The sequence below is a fragment of the Kribbella antiqua genome, from assembly GCF_004345665.1.
Classification (GTDB): domain Bacteria; phylum Actinomycetota; class Actinomycetes; order Propionibacteriales; family Kribbellaceae; genus Kribbella; species Kribbella antiqua.
Genome location: NZ_SLWR01000001.1, coordinates 830,126 through 849,473 on the forward strand (window position 1 = coordinate 830,126; position 19,348 = coordinate 849,473).

The following is a 19,348-nucleotide window of genomic DNA, read 5'->3' on the forward strand; positions in this document are numbered from 1 at the left end:
CAAGCCTCTCAGACGGTGGCGGCCGGTGTGTACGAGGCTTGGGCGTCCTCGGCGAAGTGGCAGGACACGGTCTGGCCGGAAGGGATCAACCGCAGCTGTGGCTCCTCCTTGCTGCAGCGTGCCTCGGCCCGCAGGCAGCGGGTGTGGAAGCGGCAGCCGGACGGCGGCATCACCGGGGACGGCGGGTCACCGGCGAGCACGATGCGCTTGCGCCCTTGCCGGGCCAGTCCGGGCTCAGCGGACAGCAGGGCCTGCGTGTAGGGATGCGCCGGTACGTCGTACACCTGCTGATGCTCGCCGAGTTCGGCGACCCGGCCGAGGTACATCACGGCGACCCGGTCCGAGACGTGCCGGACCACGGACAGGTCGTGGGCGACGAAGATGATGCTGAGGCGGAGCTCGCGCTGCAGCCGCATCAGCAAGTTCACCACCTGCGCCTGCACCGAGAGGTCGAGCGCGGACACCGGCTCGTCGCACAGCAGCACGTCCGGGTTGAGTGCGATCGCCCGCGCGATTCCGATCCGCTGCCGCTGACCGCCCGAGAACTGATGTGGGAACTTCGTCTCGTCCTCCGGCCGCAGCCCGACCAGCTCGAGCAGCTCCCGGACCCGCTTGCGGATATCCGTCTGGCGAGACACGTCCGGGTGGACCTCGAGCGGCTCGGCGACGATCTCGCCGACCCGCATCCGCGGATTCAGGCTGGAGTACGGGTCCTGGAACACGACCTGCACGTTCCGGCGCCAGCGACGCAGTTCGCGACCTCTGAGCCGGCTGACGTCCACACCGCCGTACGAGATCTGGCCGGAGGTCGGCTTCTCCAGGGCGGCGAGCAGGCGGACCAGCGTGGATTTCCCGCAGCCGGACTCGCCGACGATGCCGAGCGACTCGCCCTTCCGCAGCGTCAGGTCGACACCGTCGACCGCGCGGACCAGTGTCTTGGTGCCGAAGCTCAGCGCCGGGCTGATGTCGTAGTGCTTCACCACATCAGTTGCCACCAGCAACTCGTTCACACTGCCTCCTTCGCCGGGATCGTCGTACGGCGGATGCACGCCGCGTCACGGCCAGGAGCGACCGTCAACAGCGGTGGGACGTCGGTCGCACAGTCGTCGATCGCGATCGGGCATCTCGTCCGGAACGCGCAGCCGGACGGGATCGACCTGAGCGACGGCGGAGTGCCGGGGATCGTCGGCAGCTCCTGACCCTTCAGGTCGGCCGACGGCATCGAGCCGAGAAGACCTTCTGTATAAGGGTGAACGGGACGCTCGAGGGCTTCCGCGGTCGAGGCCCTCTCGACGACGTGACCGGCGTACATCACCACCACGTTGTCGGCGACATCCGACACCACGCCGAGGTCGTGCGTGATCAGGACGACGCCCATCTCCCGCTCGGCCTGCAGCTCCGCGATCAGTTCGAGGATCTGCGCCTGCACGGTGACATCGAGCGCAGTCGTCGGCTCGTCCGCGATCAGTACGTCGGGATCGAGTGCGAGCGCCATCGCCAGCATCACCCGCTGCCGCATCCCGCCGGAGAACTCGTGCGGGTAGTCGCGAACCCGCTTCGCCGCGGCCGGGATCCGGACCTGGTCGAGCATCTCGGTAGCCCGCTTGAAGGCGTCCTTCTTCGACATCCCGCGATGCACCCGGTAGCACTCGGCGATCTGGGTGCCGACCGACTGGACCGGGTTCAGCGCCGACAGCGAGTCCTGGAACACCATGGTGATCCGGTCGCCGACGATCCTGCGCCGCTCCTTCACGGTCATCCCGATCAGGTCCGCGCCGCGGTACTCCGCCGTACCGGAGACGATCCGCCCCGGCGGCATCTCCAGGATCCCGGTCAGCGCCTGAGTCGACACACTCTTGCCCGACCCCGACTCCCCCAGGATCGCCAGCGTTTCGCCGGCCCGGACCTGCCACGACACTCCATCGACGGCCCGCACCCGGCCGCGCGGCGTATCGAACTCGACGGTCAGGTCGTCGACCTTGAGCAACACTTCGTCAATACTCATCGGAGCAACTTCGGGTCGAGGGCGTCGCGGATCGAGTCGCCGATGATCATGAACGAGATCGTCATCGTCGAGATGAACAGCGCCGGCCAGATGAACAGATGCGGAGTGTCCCGGTACGACGCCGCAACGCCGAACTGCGAGCCCCACGAGATCGCCGGCGGCTGCAGCCCGACGCCGAGGAAGGTCAGCGCCGCTTCCAGGCCGACCATCCCGCCGATGCCGAGGGTGGTCATCGCCAGCAGCGGCGCCATCGCGTTCGGAAACACGTGTTTGCGCAGGATCCGCAGCGGCGGCACGCCGATCGAGCGGGCCGCCAGCACGTACTCGCGGTTGCGGACCGAGAACACCGTGGCCCGCATCAACCGCATCCCGCCCGGCCAGCCGATCAGCAGGATGACGCCGACGATGATCCAGATACTGCGGTCCTGGACCGAGTTCAGGATCACGATCAGGACGACGATGCCGGGGATGGCGAACAGCACGTCCGCCGTACGGGAGATCAGCCCGTCGACGAACCCCGGGAAGTAGCCCGCGAGCAGGCCGAACGACCCGGCCAGCAGGAAGACGCCGAAGCTGGCGCAGATACTCACCAGCACCGACGGACGAGCGCCGTACACGACGTTCGCGAAGTAGTCGCAGCCCTGGATGTCGTAGCCGAAAAGGTGCCCAGGGCTACGACCTTGCCGGCTCTTGGTCAGCTCGCAGAACCGCGGATCGACCGAGGTGAAGAGCTTCGGCACCGCCGCCATCAGGAAGAACAGCAGCAACAGCAGGCTGCAGACGACGAACTGCGGTTTGCGGAGCAGCGCCCGCAGCAGTTCCCGGTTCGACAGCGTGCGCCCGTCGCCGAGTTCCTGCGCCTCAGCGCCGACGACTGCTTGGATGTCAGACATTGCGCACCCTCGGATCCAGTACGCCGTACAGGAGATCGACCAGCAGGTTGATCACGATGAACGAGATGAAGGCCAGCGTCGACAGCAGCACCACGACCCCGCCCTCCTTGAACTTGATCGCCTGGAACATGAACTGACCGAGCCCGGGCAGGTTGAAGATGCTCTCGGTGATGATCGCCCCGCCGAACATGCCGGCCAGGTCGATCCCGATGAACGTGACCACCGGGAGCAGCGCGTTCGGCAGGATGTGCCGCCACAGCACCCGCTGCTCCCCCAGTCCCTTGGCCCGCGCGGTCTTCACGAAGTCGGCGTTCACCGTCTCCACGATCGACGTCCGCATCAGCCGGGCCAGCCCGGCGAACCCGAGTACGCCGATGACGAGCGCGGGCAGCAGGTAGGACCGCGGGAACCCTTCGAGTACGCCGGACACCGGGAACCACTTCAGCTCGACGCCGAACAGGTACTGCGCTGCGAAGTACGCCACCAGCCCCGGCACTGCCAGCAGCACCAAGGTTGCCAGCAGCAACGACTTGTCGATCCAGCCGTTCCGCTTGAAGCCGGCGTAGATGCCGAAGAACAGGCCGAGGGTCCACTGGAACGCGTTCGCCAGCAGGGTCAGCTTGAGCGTCACCGGGATCCGCAGCCGGAGCTGATCGGCGATGTCCGCGCCGGCGAACGTCGTACCGAAGTGGCCGGTCAGGATGTCCTTCATGCTCAGCAGGTACTGGACGATGAAGGGATCGTCGAGGTGGAACTGAGCCCGCTTGGCCGCCATCACCGCGGCCGGAATCGGCTTGTCACCGGCCAGCTCCCGCAGGGGGTCTCCAGGCATCGCGAACACGAGCGCGAAGACCCCCAACGTGACGATCACCCCGATCGGGATCGCCGCCAGAGCCCGGCGAAGAACGAACCGGATCACTTGAAGGTGGCGTAGAGGGCCGAGACGCCGGTGTACTTCGACACCCGCGGCTCGATCTTGTTCGAGTGCAGGTAGGCGTTCGACTTGGTGTACAGGGGGATCAGCGGCATGTCCTCGAGGGCGATGTCCTCGGCCTGCTGGTAGATCGCGATCGCCTTCTCCGGGTCCGGCTCCGCGTCGCCCTTGGCCAGCACCGCGTCGAGGGCGGGGTTGTTGTACCCGGAGAAGTTCGCGTCACCGTTGGACTTGAACATCGGGGTCAGGTAGTCCTCGATCGAGGGGTAGTCGTGGCCCCAGCCGCTGAACCGCAGCCCGTCCAGCTTGCGGTTGTCGGCCAGGTCGGTGATCTCCGAGCCCTGCTTGCCGGTGTACTTCACGTCCAGGCCGAGGTTCTGCCGGAGCATGTTGCCGATCGCCTCGGCGAAGATCTGGCCGGTCGCCGACGTGGTGTTGTAGTTGATGTTCACCGAGCCGGAGAAGCCGCCAGCCTCCTGCAGCAGTTGCTTGGCCTTGGTCGGGTCGAAATCGCAGTACTTGCAGGCATCGGCGCGGTAGCCGGCCATGTCCGGCGCGACCAGGCCCTTGGCCGGCTCGGCCAGGCCGACCAGGTCGGCGAAAGCCTTCCGGTCGATCGCCATCGAGAACGCGTGCCGCAGCTTGGGGTTCTTGTACCGGGCGTCCCAGGCCGGGATGACCAGGTAGTTCGCGCCGGAGCTGACACTGGTCACCCACTGGTCGGGTGCGTCGGTCTTGAAGCTCTTCACCTTCGTGGACGGCACGTCGACGAAGTCCACGTTGCCGGCGAGGAACTCGTTGTACGCCGTGTCCGCGTTCGGGATGAAGCGGTAGGTGATGGAGTCGGCCTCCGGCGGGTTCGGGCCCTTGTAGCCGTCCCACTTGGCCAGCTTGATGTCGTCACCGGCGTTCCAGTCGGCGGCCAGCTTGTACGGGCCGTTGCCGATCGGCTTGCGCTTGTAGGCGTCCGGGTTCTTCCGCACCTCCTCCGGCAGCGGCGCCAGGCCGAGGTACTGCAGGGTCAGGCCGAACTGCGAGAACGGCACCTTCAGCTTGACCGTGAAGGTCAGGTCGTCGACCTGCTTCAGGCCGCTCAGTGCCTTCACCGAGGTCGGCTTCGGGGTGGCTCCGTCCGGGGTCGGCGGGTTCATCGCGTCGTACCCCTCGATCTTGGAGAAGAAGCCGTTGTTCTTCCACGCGTTCGAGCCCTCGGCGGTCATGTTCCAGCTGTCCACGTAGTCCTTGGCGGTCAGCGGCTGGCCGTTCTGGAACGTGTTGCCCGGCTTCAGCTTGATCGTCCAGGTCTGGCTGGTCTTGTCCGGGGTGACCGAGTCGGCCATCACGTTCAGCAGCTTTCCGGTGTTCGGATCGGTGGTCACCAGCGGGGCGAACATCGCCATCGCGACCTGAATCCCGGGGCTGCCGTTCTCGTTCAGCGGGTTGATGTACTCCAGCGGGTCAGCGGCGATCGCGATGATCTCGCTCTTCGCACCACCGGAACCACTGTCAGCGGACTTCCCGTCACCACAGGAGGCAAGCACCAGCGCCAAGCCGAGTGCCACCCCCACAACCCCACTCAGACGTCGCACGGTCGAACCAACTTCCTCGGCGGAGGGCCGCTAGGCGGGCGGATCAACCGACATAGTTCCTGGCCAAAAGTGCTCATGTCAACGTTGTCACCCGCAAAGCGGCGGCGTGTAACTGATGCGTTACTTCCACGAGACCTCAGATGACCTGACGCACCACCGCCAAGACATGCAGACCTCAACCACCTAACCTCCCCAAGTCATCAGACGTCATGGCAGACTTACGCCAGCTCCCATGTGCGCACAAACGCGCAATCAGCCGCACACTCAGAGTGCGCAACTGACTATGTTGAGTGGTCGCAACCACGCACGTCTGATCCACGCACCAAGACCTACCTGTACAACGCGGTCGGGCAATGCGTCACAACGACCGACCAGGCCACCGGCTCTTTGGACAGCACCCAGACGTCGTACACCTACGGCAACGACGTGCACGGCTCGGTCACCCAACTGCTGGACGAGAACGGCGGGATCAAGGCCAGCTACGGCTACGACGCCTACGGCCGCCAAGACACCAAAGACGGCGACACCGCGGGGCTCACCACCGGCGACACCAACGACCTCAAGCCATTCAACCCCTACCGGTACGCCGGCAAACGGCTCGACTCCGGCACCGCCGGCACCGGCTGCGACGCCCAGATGCTCGACATGGGCTCCCGCCGCTTCGGCCTCGACACTGCAGCTGCACGTACTTCGTGTAACAACGGAACGACAGAAACCAGCCCTCGCCCTCGATGCCGTAGAACGGTTCACCTGCTGTTGCTTGCGGGCCGCAAGGGTCGACACCTGCTCTGGTCCATGGCCTGGGGGGCCGCAGTGAGGAGTGATGTGCTGATTGAGACGAGCGATCGTTGGTTGTTGCCGCTGAGCGGCAGAACGGTCAATCAGTGCTGCATTGACTATGCGGTTACGTTGCGATGCGAGGGCGGGATCGAGATTCGGATAGAGGCACCATTCGTCTTCCGCAGTCGACAGACGGGCGAGAAACTGCACTTGCCTGCAGAGGATCCAGTTCGTATGGCACCCGTGCTAGGTGTTGCTCGGGCTGTCGTGGTGGATGCAGCCGCGTTCGAGGATGGCCATCTCGAGGTGGCGTTCAGCAACGGCAGCATCTCTGTTGCTGCAACCGAAGACCTTGAGCCGTGCGAGGCCGTGGGCACCGACGGACTCCGGGTGGTCTCCGTGCCCGGGGGTGAACTCGCCGTCTGGAAGCCCACCGAGTCCTGAACCTTGATCTGTGACCGCCCCGCGGTGATGGTTGTCGACGTCGGAGGATGTGATCCAACCTTGCTCGGGCAGTTTGGGGTGGAAGTGCGAGTTCCATGACATTCGACTTCGAGCTTGCGTGCGGTGACCGGGTCGGACTGCCGGTCGGGGTGCTGCGCCGAGTACATGGCGGTCGTGTCGAACTCGAGCGGGATGGGCTGGCTCGGTCCGTTGTCGTCGACGACCTCGGCGATTCGGACCAACTCGTAGGCACGTCATTTACCGACTGGATGTGTGCACGGATCAGCAGGGTCATCCATTCTCAGCGGCACCTCGACGCCCTCGACTCTGCGTATCGACGGGCATGTAGACAGGCTCGACCTTCGGGGCCGTTACGATCCCGGCGGGTTGTACCGCGTTCGACTCTTCGCAGTCGGTGACGACGCTTGCCTTATTGAGACTGAGCTCGGGCTCTGCAAAGTACGGCGCGGGAGCGGCGTTCGCTGGACGGTCGTTCTTGACGACCTCACGGCTACAGTGCTCGAGGTTCAACGCGACGAAGTCGTCGTTTCCTCAGAGTCATCGTTGACTCGATTCTCCCTGTCGGATGGAAGGTTCCTGGGGAGCGAGCCGCATGACCTCTTATGAGACAGCCCTCGACCGGTGCTGATCAGTGGGGTGGGATGTTTTGGTTTAGGTGGAAGAGGTTGTTGGGGTCGTACTTGCGCTTGAGGTCCTGCAGGCGGTCGTACGTCGCGGGGCCGTAGGCGGAGCGGATTCGGTCGGGGCCTTCGTCGCCTAGGAAGTTGATGTAGGCGCCGATCTGGTGGGGTTCGATGGCTCGCCAGGAGTTGCGGAACCATTCGCGTTGGTGCTCGAAGCCTTCCGCGCCGAGGGTCGCGCCGACGAAGTTGAAGGTGTGGCCGTCCGCCCGGCCGCCGAACGCCGTACGGTCTGCGGGCACCCTGGAGATCGCGCCGCCGAGATGGAAGATCGGGTACGACGTGAACGGGCCGTCGATCGCCAGGCCACGCTCGACCGCGATGTCGATCACCTCGTCGGTCAGCTCGGCGACGTCACACGCGCGCATGTAGTACCAGCGGCCGTGCGGGAAGCTGAGGTCGAGCATGGACTGCAGCGTCACGAACGGCCGCTCCGTGCAGAGGTCCAGCAGCGGCGGCGCAAAAGCCTTCAGCGGTGCGATCACTCGCTCGCCGTCCTCACATGTACCCGCGTAGCTCGCGACCACCATGACCACCCGGCGACCGTGCAGCTCGGAGGGGATCGTCGGCAGAGCGGGCAGCCACCGGTGGATGACCGCGGTGGTCAGCTCGTCCGGTACGTCGGTGATCCAGTCGCGGTAGAAGCGCATCAGCTCGGGCGACTGCTCGATCGGCCACGCCACCGGACCGGCGTAGACAATCGGCCCGACCGGGTGCAACTGGAACTCGAACTCGGTCACGATGCCGAAGTTCCCACCGCCGCCCCGGATGCCCCAGAACAGGTCGGCGTTGGAGTCCTCACTCGCCGTCAGCAGCTCGCCCTCCGCGGTCACCACGTCTGCTGAGAGCAGGTTGTCGATGGTCAGCCCGTACTTGCGCATCAGCCACCCGATCCCGCCGCCCAGCGTCAGCCCCGCGAGGCCGGTGTGCGTGACGATCCCGGCCGGAGTGGCGAGGCCGAACGCCTGGGTCTCGCGGTCGAGCTCCCCCAGCAGGACACCCGCCTGCGCTCGGGCAGTACGCCGTACCGGATCAACCCGGATGCCCTTCAGCGGCGCCATGTCCAGCAGGATGCCGCCGTCACAGGTCGAGTGCCCCGGGAAGCTGTGACCTCCGCCGCGGACCGCGACGGGCAAGCCAGTACGGCGGGCAAAGGTGAGCGCGGACCGGATATCGGCGACCCCGGTGCACCGGGCAATCAGCGCCGGCCGGCGGTCGATCGACCCGTTCCACACTTTCCGGAGCTCGTCGTACGACGGCTCACCCGGATGGACCAGCGGCCCACGGAAATCCGCCGTCAGCTCGTCGAGTGCATGCGTGTCCCAGGTGATCGTGCTCATCCCCGGCTCCCCTGCCCCTACCCCCAGGTCCTCCCTCTCGCCAGTCTGCGCCTGCTCACGAGGGCTGTCGAGGTGCTCAGAGAGCGAAGGCTGAAGAGTCCTCGTCGAAGGGGCCCATGACGGTGAGGGCGGGGGTGCCGGCGTAGAGGTCGGCGGCCAGGTGGGTGACGTCGTCGAGGGTGACGGCGTCGATGCGGTGCAGGATCTCGTCGACGGTCGGGAGTTCGCCGTAGACGAGTTCGGCCTTGGCGATCCGGGTCATCTTGGCGCCGGTGTCTTCCAGGCCCATCACGACCGAGCCGCGCATCTGGCCCTTGCCGCGGAGCAGTTCGTCCGGCGTGATGTTGCCGCTGGCAATCGACTCCAGCTCGGCCCGGACCACGTCGAGGACCTCGCCGGCCTTCTTCGGCAGGCAGCCCGCGTACACGCCGACCATGCCGGAGTCCGCGTACGCCGATCCGAAGCTGAACACCGAGTACGCCAGACCGCGCTTCTCCCGGACCTCCTGGAACAGCCGCGACGACATGCCGCCGCCGACGATCCCGTGCAGTACGCCGGCGACGTACCGGCGCTCGTCGTTCCGCACCAGCCCGGGCATCCCGAGCACCAGATGTGCCTGCTCGACATCCCGGTGGTACACACGCACTCCGCCGTACGTCGGAATCGCCCGCGCGGAGCCACGTCGTACGGCGGCGGGCTCGGCCTCGCTGTTTACCCAGTGGCGCTCGAAGGCCTTGCGGACCAGGCGGACGACGTCGGTGTGGTCGACGTTGCCGGCGACCGAGACGACGATGTTGGCCGGCTTGTAGCGGCGCCGGTACCAGCCCACGACCTGCTGGCGGGTCAGCCCGGCGACGGATTCCGGCGTACCGGTGATGGAACGGCCGAGCGGGGACTTGCCCCAGAGCTGCTCGGCGAAGAGGTCGTGGATGTGGTCCGACGTCTCGTCGGCGTGCATCGCGATCTCCTCGTCGATGACGTCGCGCTCACTCTCGACATCCGCGCTGGTCAGCGTGGCGGAGGTGATCATGTCGCAGATGACGTCGACCGCGAGCGGCAGGTCGGAGTCGAGCACCCGCGCGTAGTAGCAGGTGTATTCCTTGCCGGTGAAGGCGTTCATCTCGCCGCCGACCGCGTCGATCGCGGCGGAGATCTCCAGCGCGTCGCGGCGCTCGGTGCCCTTGAACAGCAGGTGCTCGAGGAAGTGCGTCGCGCCGGCCAGCTGCTCCGGTTCGTCCCGGGAGCCAACGCCGACCCAGACGCCGAAAGTGACCGAGCGAAAGCCCGGCACAGACTGGGAGAGCACGCGGAGCCCGGAGGGCAGGACGGTCCGTTTCACCGGACCGCCCGCCTCCGGGCTCAGCAGTGTGCTCGTGATCGCTCGGGTCACTCGGCGGACTCGGCCTCGACCTTCTTCTCGTCAGCCTTGTCGTCCTCGACCACCGGGATCAGCGACAGCTTGCCCCGGTCGTCGATCTCGGCGATCTCGACCTGCAGCTTCTGGCCGACCGCGAGCACGTCCTCGACCGCCTCGACCCGCTTGCCGCCGGCCAGGCCGCGCAGCTTGCTGATGTGCAGCAGGCCGTCCTTGCCCGGCAGCAGGCTGATGAACGCACCGAAGTTGGTCGTCTTCACGACCGTACCCAGGTAGCGCTCGCCCTTCTCCGGCATGGTCGGGTTCGCGATCGCGTTGATCGCGGCCCGGGCCGCCTCGGCCGACGGGCCGTCGGTCGCGCCGATGTACACGGTGCCGTCGTCCTCGATCGAGATGTCGGCGCCGGTGTCCTCGGTGATCTGGTTGATCATCTTGCCCTTCGGGCCGATGACCTCGCCGATCTTGTCGACCGGGACCTTCACCGAGATGACCCGCGGCGCGAACTCGCTCATCTCACCCGGCGCGTCGATGGCCTTGGCCATCACGTCCAGGATGGTCAGCCGCGCGTCCTTGGCCTGCTTCAGGGCCGCACCCAGCACGCTGGCCGGGATGCCGTCCAGCTTGGTGTCCAGCTGCAGGGCGGTGACGAAGTCCTTCGTGCCGGCGACCTTGAAGTCCATGTCGCCGAACGCGTCCTCCGCGCCCAGGATGTCGGTCAGCGCGACGTACTGCGTCTCGCCGTCGACGTCACCCGAGATCAGGCCCATCGCGATACCGGCGACCGGGGCCTTCAGCGGCACACCGGCGGACAGCAGCGACAGCGTCGAGGCGCAGACCGAACCCATCGAGGTGGAGCCGTTCGAGCCGAGCGCCTCGGACACCTGACGCAGCGCGTACGGGAAGTCCTCACGGGACGGCAGCACCGGCACCAGAGCCCGCTCGGCCAGCGCGCCGTGACCGATCTCGCGGCGCTTCGGCGAACCCACCCGGCCGGTCTCACCGGTCGAGTACGGCGGGAAGTTGTAGTTGTGCATGTAGCGCTTGCGCGTCTCCGGCGACAGCGTGTCCAGCTGCTGCTCCATCCGGAGCATATTCAGCGTGGTGACACCCATGATCTGGGTCTCGCCGCGCTCGAACAGCGCCGAGCCGTGCACCCGCGGCAGCACCCGCACCTGCGCCTTGAGCGGCCGGATGTCGGCCAGCCCGCGGCCGTCGATGCGGACCTTCTCCTTGAGCACCCGCTGCCGGACCAGCTTCTTGGTCAGCGACCGGAACGCCGCGGACAGCTCCTTCTCGCGGCCCTCGAAGTCGGCGGCCAGCTTGTCCACCACCGCGGCCTTGACCGCGTCGGTGGCGTCCTCACGCTCGTGCTTGCCGGCGATCGTCAGCGCCTGGCTGAGCTCCTCGCTGGCAGCGGCCTCGACCGCGGCGAACGCGTCGTCCTGGTAGTCCGGGAAGACCGGGAACTCGGCGGTCGGCTTCGCGGCCCGCGCGGCCAGGTCGGCCTGCGCCTCGACCAGGGTCTTGATGAACGCCTTGGAGGCCTCGAGGCCCTCGGCGACGATCTCCTCGGTCGGCGCCTGAACGCCGGCGGCGACCTTGTCGAAGGTGCTCGGAGTGGACTCGGCCTCGACCATCATGATCGCGACGTCACCGGTCTCGGTCACCCGGCCGGCCACCACCATATCGAAGACGGCGTCCTCGAGCTCGGTGTGGGTCGGGAACGCCACCCACTGGCCGTCGATCAGCGCGACGCGGACGCCGCCGATCGGGCCGGAGAACGGCAGGCCGGCCAGCTGGGTCGACATCGACGCCGCGTTGATGGCGAGTACGTCGTACAGCTTGTCCGGGTTCAGCGCCAGGACGGTGATGACGACCTGGATCTCGTTGCGCAGGCCGGACACGAATGACGGCCGTAGCGGGCGGTCGATCAGCCGGCAGGTCAGGATGGCCTCCTCGGACGGGCGGCCCTCCCGGCGGAAGAACGAGCCCGGGATGCGGCCGGCGGCGTACATCCGCTCCTCGACGTCCACCGTCAACGGGAAGAAGTCGAACTGGTCCTTGGGCTTCTTGCTGGCCGTGGTGGCCGACAGCACCATCGTGTCGCCGTCGAGGTACGCGGCAGCCGAACCGGCGGCCTGCTGGGCCAGGCGGCCCGTCTCGAAGCGGATGGTGCGGGTGCCGAAGCTGCCGTTGTCGATGACGGCTTCAGCGAATTCGGTGCCCTCCATGGGCGTACCGGTGGATCCCGACACGGGATACCCCTCTCTCACAGTGTGGCGACTGCGAGGCGCGAGCTTCCGGGGTGCCGGTCTTCGATCGAGGCCCGCGGGTGTGTTGACACCCGAAAGCCACTACCGAGGACCGGTCGTCCTCCCGCCACGCGCTTCGCGTCGCCTCGTTCGTCTTGCGTGCTTCTGCTTTATTCAGTTGTGTCCGCGCCTGAGCGCGAATACGCCAGGAGCGGCCACCCGGACTCGGGGGCCGCTCCTCGCGACGTCATCGGCGAAGGCCGAGCCGCTCGATCAGGGACCGGTAGCGGTTGATGTCCTTCTTCGCCAGGTAGTTCAGCAGCCGGCGGCGCTGACCGACGAGCAGCAGCAGGCCACGACGGCTGTGGTGGTCGTGCTTGTGCTCCTTCAGGTGCTCGGTCAGATCGGCGATCCGGTGCGTCAGCAGCGCGACCTGGACCTCGGGAGACCCGGTGTCACCTTCGGTCAGGGCGTACTCACCGATGATCTTCTTCTTTGTTGCGGCATCAACAGATGACACGGAGTTCCTCTCGATTTCCGTTGCGCGGCGCACCGGGGCATTCTTCACCCGAGCACTCTCTGTCCGCGGCCGTTCAGACGGCAGCAGCCAGAGTATCAGTCCGTGGACGCGTCACCCTAATTAGTGCTGCCTAGCGGGATGTCGCTTCAGTGCCAGCGGCGTCCAGGTGCGTGCATCGCAAGGCGGAGGACGAGCCTCGATGCGGGGTTCATCGTGGCTCGTCCTCCGCCGCCGCGAGGTGCGTGCCTGGGCGTTGCTGGTGCGAAGCGAGATTCCGCTAGGGAGCACCAGTAAGGATGCGCCGCGCGCCGTCGACATCGGCTTTCATCTGGACCAGCAGGTCGTCGATGGAGTCGAACCGGATCTGGCTGCCGCGCAGCCGGGCGACGAAGTCCACCGCGATCCGAGCGCCGTACAGCTCCAGGTCGTCGCGATCCAGCACGTACGTCTCCACCCGGCGGTCCACCCCGTCGAAGGTGGGGTTGCTGCCCACGCTGATCGCGGCCGGCAGCGGTTCGTCGTACGACGGACCGTCCGGAGCCGGCTCGAGCACGGTGAGCCAGCCCGCGTAGACACCGTCGAGCGGGATTGCGGCCGACGGGTCGGCGGGGATGTTCGCGGTCGGGAACCCGAGCTCGCGACCGCGCTTGTCGCCCTCGACGACGACTCCGGTGACCCGCAGCGGGCGGCCGAGCGCCTCCGCGGCCGCCTCGACGTCGCCTTCGGCGATGCGCTCGCGGATGTACGTCGACGACCACGGTTGCGCGTCGCCGGCCAGGCTCAGGCCCTCGACCTGGAAACCGGCCTGCGCACCGGCGGCGACAAGCGTGTCGACGTGCCCGGCGGCCTTGTGCCCGAAGCGGAAGTTCTCGCCGACCACGACCGCCTTGGCGTGCAGCGTGCCGAGCAGGACCCGGTCGATGAACTCCTCCGGCGACCAGCTCGCCACGTCCCTGTCGAACGGCAGGATCAGTACGGCGTCAGCGCCGTGGCGGCCGAGCAGCTCCGCCCGCCCTTCGGGTTCGCTGAGCATCGCGGGCGCCCGGTCCGGACGCAGTACCACCATCGGGTGGGGGTCGAAGGTGAGCGCGACCACCGGCAGGCCACCCAGCTCGGCCGCCCGCGCCTTGGCGTGCGCGAGCACCTCCTGGTGCCCCCGGTGCACGCCGTCGAAGTTGCCGATGGTGACGACCGACGGGCCGAAACCCGGCTTCACCTCGGCCAAACCGTGCCAGACAAGCATGACAGCAGGATTCCATGTCACCCGCAGATTCTGCGCGGCAGGTCGGTGATCACCCCTTGTAATCGTGGCGTCACTCAACTTAGGGTGTGTCGGCACTGACGTTTTCGGGGAGGGCGCAGATGAAGATCCGTCGAGTGGTCGCCGCCGCCGCGGCGCTGTTGCTCCTCTCCGGTACGGCGTTGACGGCCGCGGCTCCCGCGTCGGCGTCGTACGAGCCACCGCTGTTCAAGAACTACGTCGCGCTCGGGGACTCCTACACCTCGGCGCCGCTGGTGCCGCTGCCGGATCTGTTGTCGCTGGGATGTGTGCGGTCGACCGGCAACTACCCGAAGATGCTCGCTGCGATGCTCCGGACCTACCAGTTCACCGACGTGAGCTGCGGCGGCGCGGACACCACGAACATGACGCAACCGCAGAGCACGGTCCTCGGTACGGCGCCGCCGCAGTTCAACGCGCTGCGGCCGGACACGGATCTGGTCACGCTCGGGATCGGCGGCAACGACTTCGGCGTGTTCGGCGACATCATCGGCACCTGCCCGGGGCTGCGGGCGTCGGACCCGACCGGTGCGCCGTGCAAGGCGCACTTCACGGTCGACGGCAAGGACACGCTGCTCGCCAAGATCACCCAGACGCAGGTCCGGATCAAGGCCGTTGTCCAGGGCATCAAAGATCGGTCGCCGCAGGCAACGATCCTGCTGATCGGCTATCCGAAGATCGCCCCGGAGCACGGCACCTGCCCGGCGATCCTGCCGTTCGCGGATGGCGACTACGCCTACCTGTACTCGATCGAGCAGGCGCTGAACAGCGCTGTTTCGACCGCCGCCGCGTCGACGGGTGCGACGTACGTGGACACCTTCGGGCCGTCGACCGGGCACGACGCCTGCGCACCGGAGGGGCAGGCGTGGATCCAGGGCAAGGACATCAACCTGCTGCGGGCGCTGAACTATCACCCGCGCTACGAAGGCCAGGCCGGCGTCGCGTCGCTCACCTACAAGACCCTGGTGGGCGACCCGGCCGTGGTGACGGCGGCCGAGCAGTCCACGTGGGTATCCCAGGCCCGCGCCCTGGCCAAGCAAGCAGCAGCCTCACCCCAGGCCGTCGAGGCCTCCCTGAACCGCCTACGGACCAGCGCGCAACGCTGACCCTTTCCAACCCGTACGGCGGACGCCGGGCCGAGCCAACCTCACGCGTGGTTCGGCCCGGTGGCTTTCAGCAGCTCCGTCAGCGCCTGGCCCAAGGGCAGGTTGACCCGATGGGCCGCGTACGGGTCGCCGCGGGTGACGCCCTGGTTGATGATCAGGACGTTCTTGCCGGCTTTGGCGGCGTGGCGGACGAAGCGGAAGCCGGACATCACCGTCAGGGACGAACCGAGGACGAGGACCGTGGCCGCGTCGTCGATCAGGCGATAGCAGCGTTCGACCCTCGGCTTGGGGACGTTCTCGCCGAAGAAGACGACGTCGGGTTTGAGCACTCCGCCGCAGTTCGTGCAGTCGACCATCTGGAAGCCGCTGACCGCCTGCTCGGGCAGTTCCGCGTCACCGTCCGGATTGATCCGGGTCACCTCGGCCTCGAACTCCGGGTTCGCGACGCGGAGACGACGATCGAGCGCTTCGCGGGCCGTCGTCGTACCGCACTGGAGGCAGATCACCCGGTCGAGGTTGCCGTGCAGCTCGATCACGTCCCGGGCGCCGGCGGCTTGATGCAGGCCGTCGACGTTCTGGGTGATGACGCCGGTGAGGTAGCCGCGGGCCTGCAGTGCGGCGACCGCTCGGTGGCCGTCGTTCGGCTGGGCCCGGGCGATGGTCCGCCAGCCGAGGTGGCTTCGGGCCCAGTACCGCTGCCGACCCGACTCGCTGGCGACGAAATCGCCGTACGTCATCGGCGTGTGCGGTCGAAGGCTGCCCGACTCACCGCGGTAATCCGGAATCCCGGACTCGGTCGAGATGCCGGCCCCACTCAGTACGACGACCTTGCCATCGGCCACCACGTCCGCCAGCGGCGCGACATCCGCCGTGCCCGGCTCCAACGCCAACACGTCAGGGCCTGGAACCCACTGCAATGTCGGACGCGAACGCACCACCCCAGCGTAGCCAGGCTCAGCCGGAGCGCGGCAGGTTGAGCGTGGCGATGAGGTCTTCGTGGAGCTCGAACCAGGCTTTGTGGCAGGAGTCGACGTTGGTTTGGTCGACCCAGGCGGGGTTGCCGGCGCGGGCGTGCGCGAGGGCGGTCGCGAAGCGGGAGTGGTAGCCGTGGAAGCGGTCGAGGAGCTCGGAGAGGCGCTCTGAGAGTGGGTGCAGGTGCTCGGCGAGGTCTGCCAGCTCGTCGAGGACGTGTTCGTCCCAGCTGGGGTCGGTGTGATCGTTGAAGGCCAGCGGGTCGTCGGCAGTCGGTCTCAGCTGCCACTGGGTGCACGCGGTCTGCAGTCGGCCGTTGAGTGGCAGGAACGTCCGATAGATCTCCTGGACGGTCTCAATGCCACCGATCGTCTCGAGCTCGGCCGCCAGGACGCGCTCGTTCTGTGCGCGGCCGGAGTCCGTGAGGGACCATCCGCCGATGCCGGCGAACTCGCTCCACGAAATCCAGCCGAAGGCCTGGTGGTCGAGCAGCAGCTCTGTCGTGTCAGCGGGATCGAGCGCGAATCGCCGAGCCACCGCGTCGTCGCCTGCCACACCGAGAAGCCGTACGGCGTGCAGCGTCAGCAACTCGGGCGTGGACGTCATGCGTCCGTCCCTGGTGTGCTGCTGCGCGCAGCCAGCCGGTCGAGTCGCTGCTGACACGCCTGCGGAGAGTTGAGCCCGAGCGCCCGGGCCATCTCGGCCCAGGTCAGCCCGAGACCGCGGGCGGTGAACATCAGTCCGGTTTCGAGCTGCTCGAGCTCGGCCCGCGCCGCCGCCAGCAGCCGCAACCCTGCCACCGCCAGGTCCTTGTCAGGAGCCGCGCCGCTGGACCGCCAGAGGACGAACTGGATCAGATCGACGGCCGACGGCGGCATCGCCCCTCGCTGCCAGGGACGCCGCGCGAGCTGGTCGGCTCCACGGTCGAGGAGCAGCGCGCGGGCCTCGTGCTCGCGTCGAGCCTGCGCCTGGTCGTCGGGCCCGTCGAGATAGTTGCTTTGCACCCCAGAACCCTGGATCATTCAACACAATGTTGTCAACATCGTGTTGAAAGGATGCTCGTTGATCGTCAGCCTCTCCGACGCCACTCCGCAGCAGGCCGGCGGGAAGGCCGCCGTACTCGGTCAGCTCATCCGCGCTGGATTCCCAGTTCCACCGGGCTTCGTCGTACCTGTCGACGTGTACCGGGCGGTGACGAGCGGCTTGAGCCTTCGCGGGCTTGGGCCGGACGACGTACGTCGGTTGATCGCCTCGCAGCCCTTGCCGTCGGGCCTGCTGGACGAGCTGGCGGATGCTATGACGCAGATCGGCGAGAACATGGTCGCCGTACGCTCGTCAGGGTCGAACGAGGACACGGCGGTCGCATCGGCCGCCGGACTGCACGACTCCTTCCTGGGCGTCACCGGAGCGGCAGCAGTCGCCGAACGGCTGCCGGCCGTCTGGGCGTCGATGTGGACACCCCGTGCGGTCGCGTACCGCACGCCCAGCGACGCATCACCCGAGATGGCCGTGATCGTCCAGCGCCACATCAACGCCGACGTCGCCGGAGTGCTCTTCACCGGTGAGCCCAGGACCGTGATCGAGGCCTCCTGGGGGCTGGGCGAATCCGTCGTCCGCGGGTTGGTAACGCCCGACAACTTCACCGTGACCCGGCACGACGTGCTCGAACGCCGTACCGGGGACAAACAGACACGCATCGACGGGACTGTCACCTCCCAAGTACGAGCGGACGACCGCGGACGGCTGTGCCTCGACGATCGGCAGCTCCTGCGACTGGCGCAGCTCGGCCACGAGGTCGCGGAGAGCTTGGGTGGCCCGCAGGACATCGAGTTCGCTGTTGAGAACGATCAGGTCTGGCTGCTCCAGGCCCGCCCGATCACCGCTTCTCTGCCAACCGCAGCCCACACCGGCACCTCAGCCAGCCTGCGCGGGACCGCCGCGAGCCTGCGCGGGACTGCCGCGAGCCTGCGCGGGGCCGCGGGGAGTCTGCGCGGGACCGCCGGAAGCCCGGGCGTCGCAGAAGGCGCGGCCCGGGTGGTCCGCGGGCCCGAGGACTTCAACCGGATCGGGCCAGGCGACATCCTCGTCTGCCGGTTCACCGACCCGGCCTGGACACCGCTGTTCGGCGTCGTCGCCGGAGTGGTCACCGAGACCGGTGGCCTGCTCTCCCACGCCGCGATCGTGGCCCGCGAGCACCGCATCCCCGCTGTACTCGGGGTCCCCAACGCGATGACCACGCTTCACGACGGCCAGGCCGTAACCCTCGACGGCAACACCGGCACCGTCCAGGCGATCAGCTGACCCGGGGTGGGCCGGCTTTGAGGCGGCGTTCGGCAGCGGGGCGGACGGTGGCGGGGTCCATCGAGGACCAGTCGGCATCGATCCACCAGGTGGCGCCGGCATCGGCCCAAGGGCGGACTGTGTCGGCGGCTGCCGGGTCGTCAGCGGCGGTCGTGCCTTCGGCAACAACGTCGTACCCGTCCATGGTCAGGCCGTTGGCGGCGCGCTCCTGCCGGATCCAGGCGACACCCTCGGCCAGCAGCTCGGGCGTCCACTCCCCCGGCTGTTCACCAATCGGTGCGTAGTTCGGCAGCCAGCCGTCCTGCAGCGCGGCCCGGCGCATGGACTTCGGCCGTGGCCACGCGCCGACGACCCAGGTCGGGATCCGCGGCTGCTGAACCGGTGGCGGCGGCGCGGGCGGCATGAGTTCGGCGACTTTCTTCGATCGGTAGTGCCTGCCGGCGAACTCGAACGGCTGATCGCGCCACAACTGCTGCAGCATCGCCAGCGACTCGTCCATCAACTCGGCCCGCACCTTGCGTCCCGGGTCGTCCTCGAACAACCAGAACCGCTCCTCGCCCGCGACCCCGAGCCCCACTGCCAGCGTCACCCGGCCGTTGCTCAGGTTGTCCACCGTCGAGGTCTGCCCCGCGACGTCCCACGGTTTCCGCCGCGGCAACGGCGTCAGCATCGTGCCGAGCCGGATCCGCTCGGTCGTCATCGCCGCCGCGGCCAGCATCGCCCAGGCGTCGATCCCCCAGATCGACTCCCACACGAAGAACCCGTCCCACCCGTGCTCCTCGGCCATCGCCGCCAGCTCCGCGGCCGCCCGGGCATCGCCATACGCCATCACAAATCCGTATTTCATGAATCGACCG

General features: G+C 67.6%; 17 protein-coding genes. 3 read left to right on the forward strand and 14 right to left on the reverse strand.

Features of this window, described 5'->3' with window-relative positions:
• Positions 1-8: 8 nt before the first annotated feature.
• Genes EV646_RS04040 through EV646_RS04060 form a run of 5 tightly spaced genes read right to left on the reverse strand, consistent with a single transcriptional unit; the run spans position 9 to position 5,394 of the window.
• Positions 9-1,010, reverse strand: a complete 1,002-nt coding sequence (locus tag EV646_RS04040; RefSeq protein ID WP_132143946.1) for an ABC transporter ATP-binding protein — start codon at positions 1,008-1,010, stop codon at positions 9-11.
• Entirely contained in the window at positions 1,007-2,005 is a 999-nt protein-coding gene (locus tag EV646_RS04045) for an ABC transporter ATP-binding protein (protein ID WP_132143948.1), read from the reverse strand. Before EV646_RS04045 ends, EV646_RS04040 begins: the two co-directional genes overlap by 4 nt.
• Positions 2,002-2,898 carry an ABC transporter permease gene (locus EV646_RS04050; RefSeq protein WP_132143950.1) on the reverse strand — a complete coding sequence of 299 codons (897 nt, stop codon included), beginning with the start codon at positions 2,896-2,898 and terminating at the stop codon, positions 2,002-2,004. The genes EV646_RS04045 and EV646_RS04050 overlap by 4 nt, the downstream gene beginning before the upstream one ends.
• Entirely contained in the window at positions 2,891-3,817 is a 927-nt protein-coding gene (locus EV646_RS04055) for an ABC transporter permease (protein WP_132143952.1), read from the reverse strand. The genes EV646_RS04050 and EV646_RS04055 overlap by 8 nt, the downstream gene beginning before the upstream one ends.
• The gene (locus EV646_RS04060) at positions 3,814-5,394 is read right to left on the reverse strand and encodes a peptide ABC transporter substrate-binding protein (RefSeq protein WP_241995258.1); all 1,581 of its coding nucleotides are present in this window, start codon (positions 5,392-5,394) and stop codon (positions 3,814-3,816) included. Before EV646_RS04060 ends, EV646_RS04055 begins: the two co-directional genes overlap by 4 nt.
• 414 nt (positions 5,395-5,808) lie before the next feature.
• Here EV646_RS04060 and EV646_RS38760 point away from each other — a divergent pair, with 414 nt between their 5' ends.
• Positions 5,809-6,645 carry a DUF6188 family protein gene (locus tag EV646_RS38760; RefSeq protein ID WP_158290897.1) on the forward strand — a complete coding sequence of 279 codons (837 nt, stop codon included), beginning with the start codon at positions 5,809-5,811 and terminating at the stop codon, positions 6,643-6,645.
• A 649-nt stretch (positions 6,646-7,294) separates the two neighbouring features.
• On the opposite strand, the gene EV646_RS04070 is transcribed toward EV646_RS38760, so the two are convergent.
• From EV646_RS04070 to EV646_RS04090, 5 genes are all read right to left on the reverse strand, one after another.
• Positions 7,295-8,686: an FAD-binding oxidoreductase gene (locus EV646_RS04070; RefSeq protein WP_132143956.1), complete on the reverse strand. Its 1,392-nt coding sequence runs from the start codon at positions 8,684-8,686 to the stop codon at positions 7,295-7,297.
• Positions 8,687-8,762: 76 nt separating this feature from the next.
• Positions 8,763-10,076: a M16 family metallopeptidase gene (locus EV646_RS04075; protein ID WP_132143958.1), complete on the reverse strand. Its 1,314-nt coding sequence runs from the start codon at positions 10,074-10,076 to the stop codon at positions 8,763-8,765.
• Positions 10,073-12,292 (reverse strand): polyribonucleotide nucleotidyltransferase, encoded by a 2,220-nt coding sequence (locus EV646_RS04080; RefSeq protein WP_132144819.1) that lies wholly within the window; start codon positions 12,290-12,292, stop codon positions 10,073-10,075. Before EV646_RS04080 ends, EV646_RS04075 begins: the two co-directional genes overlap by 4 nt.
• Before the next feature lie 268 nt (positions 12,293-12,560).
• Positions 12,561-12,833: a 30S ribosomal protein S15 gene (gene rpsO / locus EV646_RS04085; protein WP_131351575.1), complete on the reverse strand. Its 273-nt coding sequence runs from the start codon at positions 12,831-12,833 to the stop codon at positions 12,561-12,563.
• A 277-nt stretch (positions 12,834-13,110) separates the two neighbouring features.
• Positions 13,111-14,076 carry a bifunctional riboflavin kinase/FAD synthetase gene (locus tag EV646_RS04090; protein ID WP_132143960.1) on the reverse strand — a complete coding sequence of 322 codons (966 nt, stop codon included), beginning with the start codon at positions 14,074-14,076 and terminating at the stop codon, positions 13,111-13,113.
• Between the two features lie 119 nt (positions 14,077-14,195).
• Between EV646_RS04090 and EV646_RS04095 the strand changes: the two genes are divergently transcribed.
• Positions 14,196-15,218, forward strand: a complete 1,023-nt coding sequence (locus EV646_RS04095) for an SGNH/GDSL hydrolase family protein (protein ID WP_132143962.1) — start codon at positions 14,196-14,198, stop codon at positions 15,216-15,218.
• A gap of 41 nt (positions 15,219-15,259) precedes the next feature.
• Here the strand turns inward: EV646_RS04095 and EV646_RS04100 are convergent, their stop codons facing one another.
• From EV646_RS04100 to EV646_RS04110, 3 genes are read right to left on the reverse strand one after another with little or no spacing between them, the layout of a single operon-like run.
• Complete coding sequence (locus EV646_RS04100; RefSeq protein WP_132143964.1) at positions 15,260-16,153, reverse strand: NAD-dependent protein deacetylase; 894 nt, start codon at positions 16,151-16,153, stop codon at positions 15,260-15,262.
• A gap of 19 nt (positions 16,154-16,172) precedes the next feature.
• Complete coding sequence (locus EV646_RS04105) at positions 16,173-16,796, reverse strand: transcriptional regulator (protein ID WP_132143966.1); 624 nt, start codon at positions 16,794-16,796, stop codon at positions 16,173-16,175.
• A complete protein-coding gene (locus tag EV646_RS04110; RefSeq protein WP_241995260.1) occupies positions 16,793-17,194 on the reverse strand; it encodes a hypothetical protein in 402 nt (133 codons plus the stop codon). The genes EV646_RS04105 and EV646_RS04110 overlap by 4 nt, the downstream gene beginning before the upstream one ends.
• A gap of 58 nt (positions 17,195-17,252) precedes the next feature.
• Here EV646_RS04110 and EV646_RS04115 point away from each other — a divergent pair, with 58 nt between their 5' ends.
• Entirely contained in the window at positions 17,253-18,491 is a 1,239-nt protein-coding gene (locus EV646_RS04115) for a PEP/pyruvate-binding domain-containing protein (RefSeq protein ID WP_132143970.1), read from the forward strand.
• On the opposite strand, the gene EV646_RS04120 is transcribed toward EV646_RS04115, so the two are convergent.
• The gene (locus EV646_RS04120) at positions 18,484-19,338 is read right to left on the reverse strand and encodes an LLM class flavin-dependent oxidoreductase (RefSeq protein ID WP_132143972.1); all 855 of its coding nucleotides are present in this window, start codon (positions 19,336-19,338) and stop codon (positions 18,484-18,486) included. The genes EV646_RS04115 and EV646_RS04120 overlap by 8 nt on opposite strands.
• Positions 19,339-19,348 lie beyond the last annotated feature (10 nt).

Excerpts from the sequence above, each read along its gene's own strand:
- EV646_RS04045 (WP_132143948.1), bottom strand. The coding sequence starts at position 2,005 with ATGAGTATTGACGAAGTGTTGCTCAAGGTCGACGACCTGACCGTCGAG.
- EV646_RS04050 (WP_132143950.1), bottom strand. The coding sequence starts at position 2,898 with ATGTCTGACATCCAAGCAGTCGTCGGCGCTGAGGCGCAGGAACTCGGC.
- EV646_RS04070 (WP_132143956.1), bottom strand. The coding sequence starts at position 8,686 with ATGAGCACGATCACCTGGGACACGCATGCACTCGACGAGCTGACGGCG.
- EV646_RS04080 (WP_132144819.1), bottom strand. The coding sequence starts at position 12,292 with ATGGAGGGCACCGAATTCGCTGAAGCCGTCATCGACAACGGCAGCTTC.
- EV646_RS04090 (WP_132143960.1), bottom strand. The coding sequence starts at position 14,076 with ATGCTTGTCTGGCACGGTTTGGCCGAGGTGAAGCCGGGTTTCGGCCCG.
- EV646_RS04095 (WP_132143962.1), top strand. The coding sequence starts at position 14,196 with ATGAAGATCCGTCGAGTGGTCGCCGCCGCCGCGGCGCTGTTGCTCCTC.
- EV646_RS04105 (WP_132143966.1), bottom strand. The coding sequence starts at position 16,796 with ATGACGTCCACGCCCGAGTTGCTGACGCTGCACGCCGTACGGCTTCTC.
- EV646_RS04120 (WP_132143972.1), bottom strand. The coding sequence starts at position 19,338 with ATGAAATACGGATTTGTGATGGCGTATGGCGATGCCCGGGCGGCCGCG.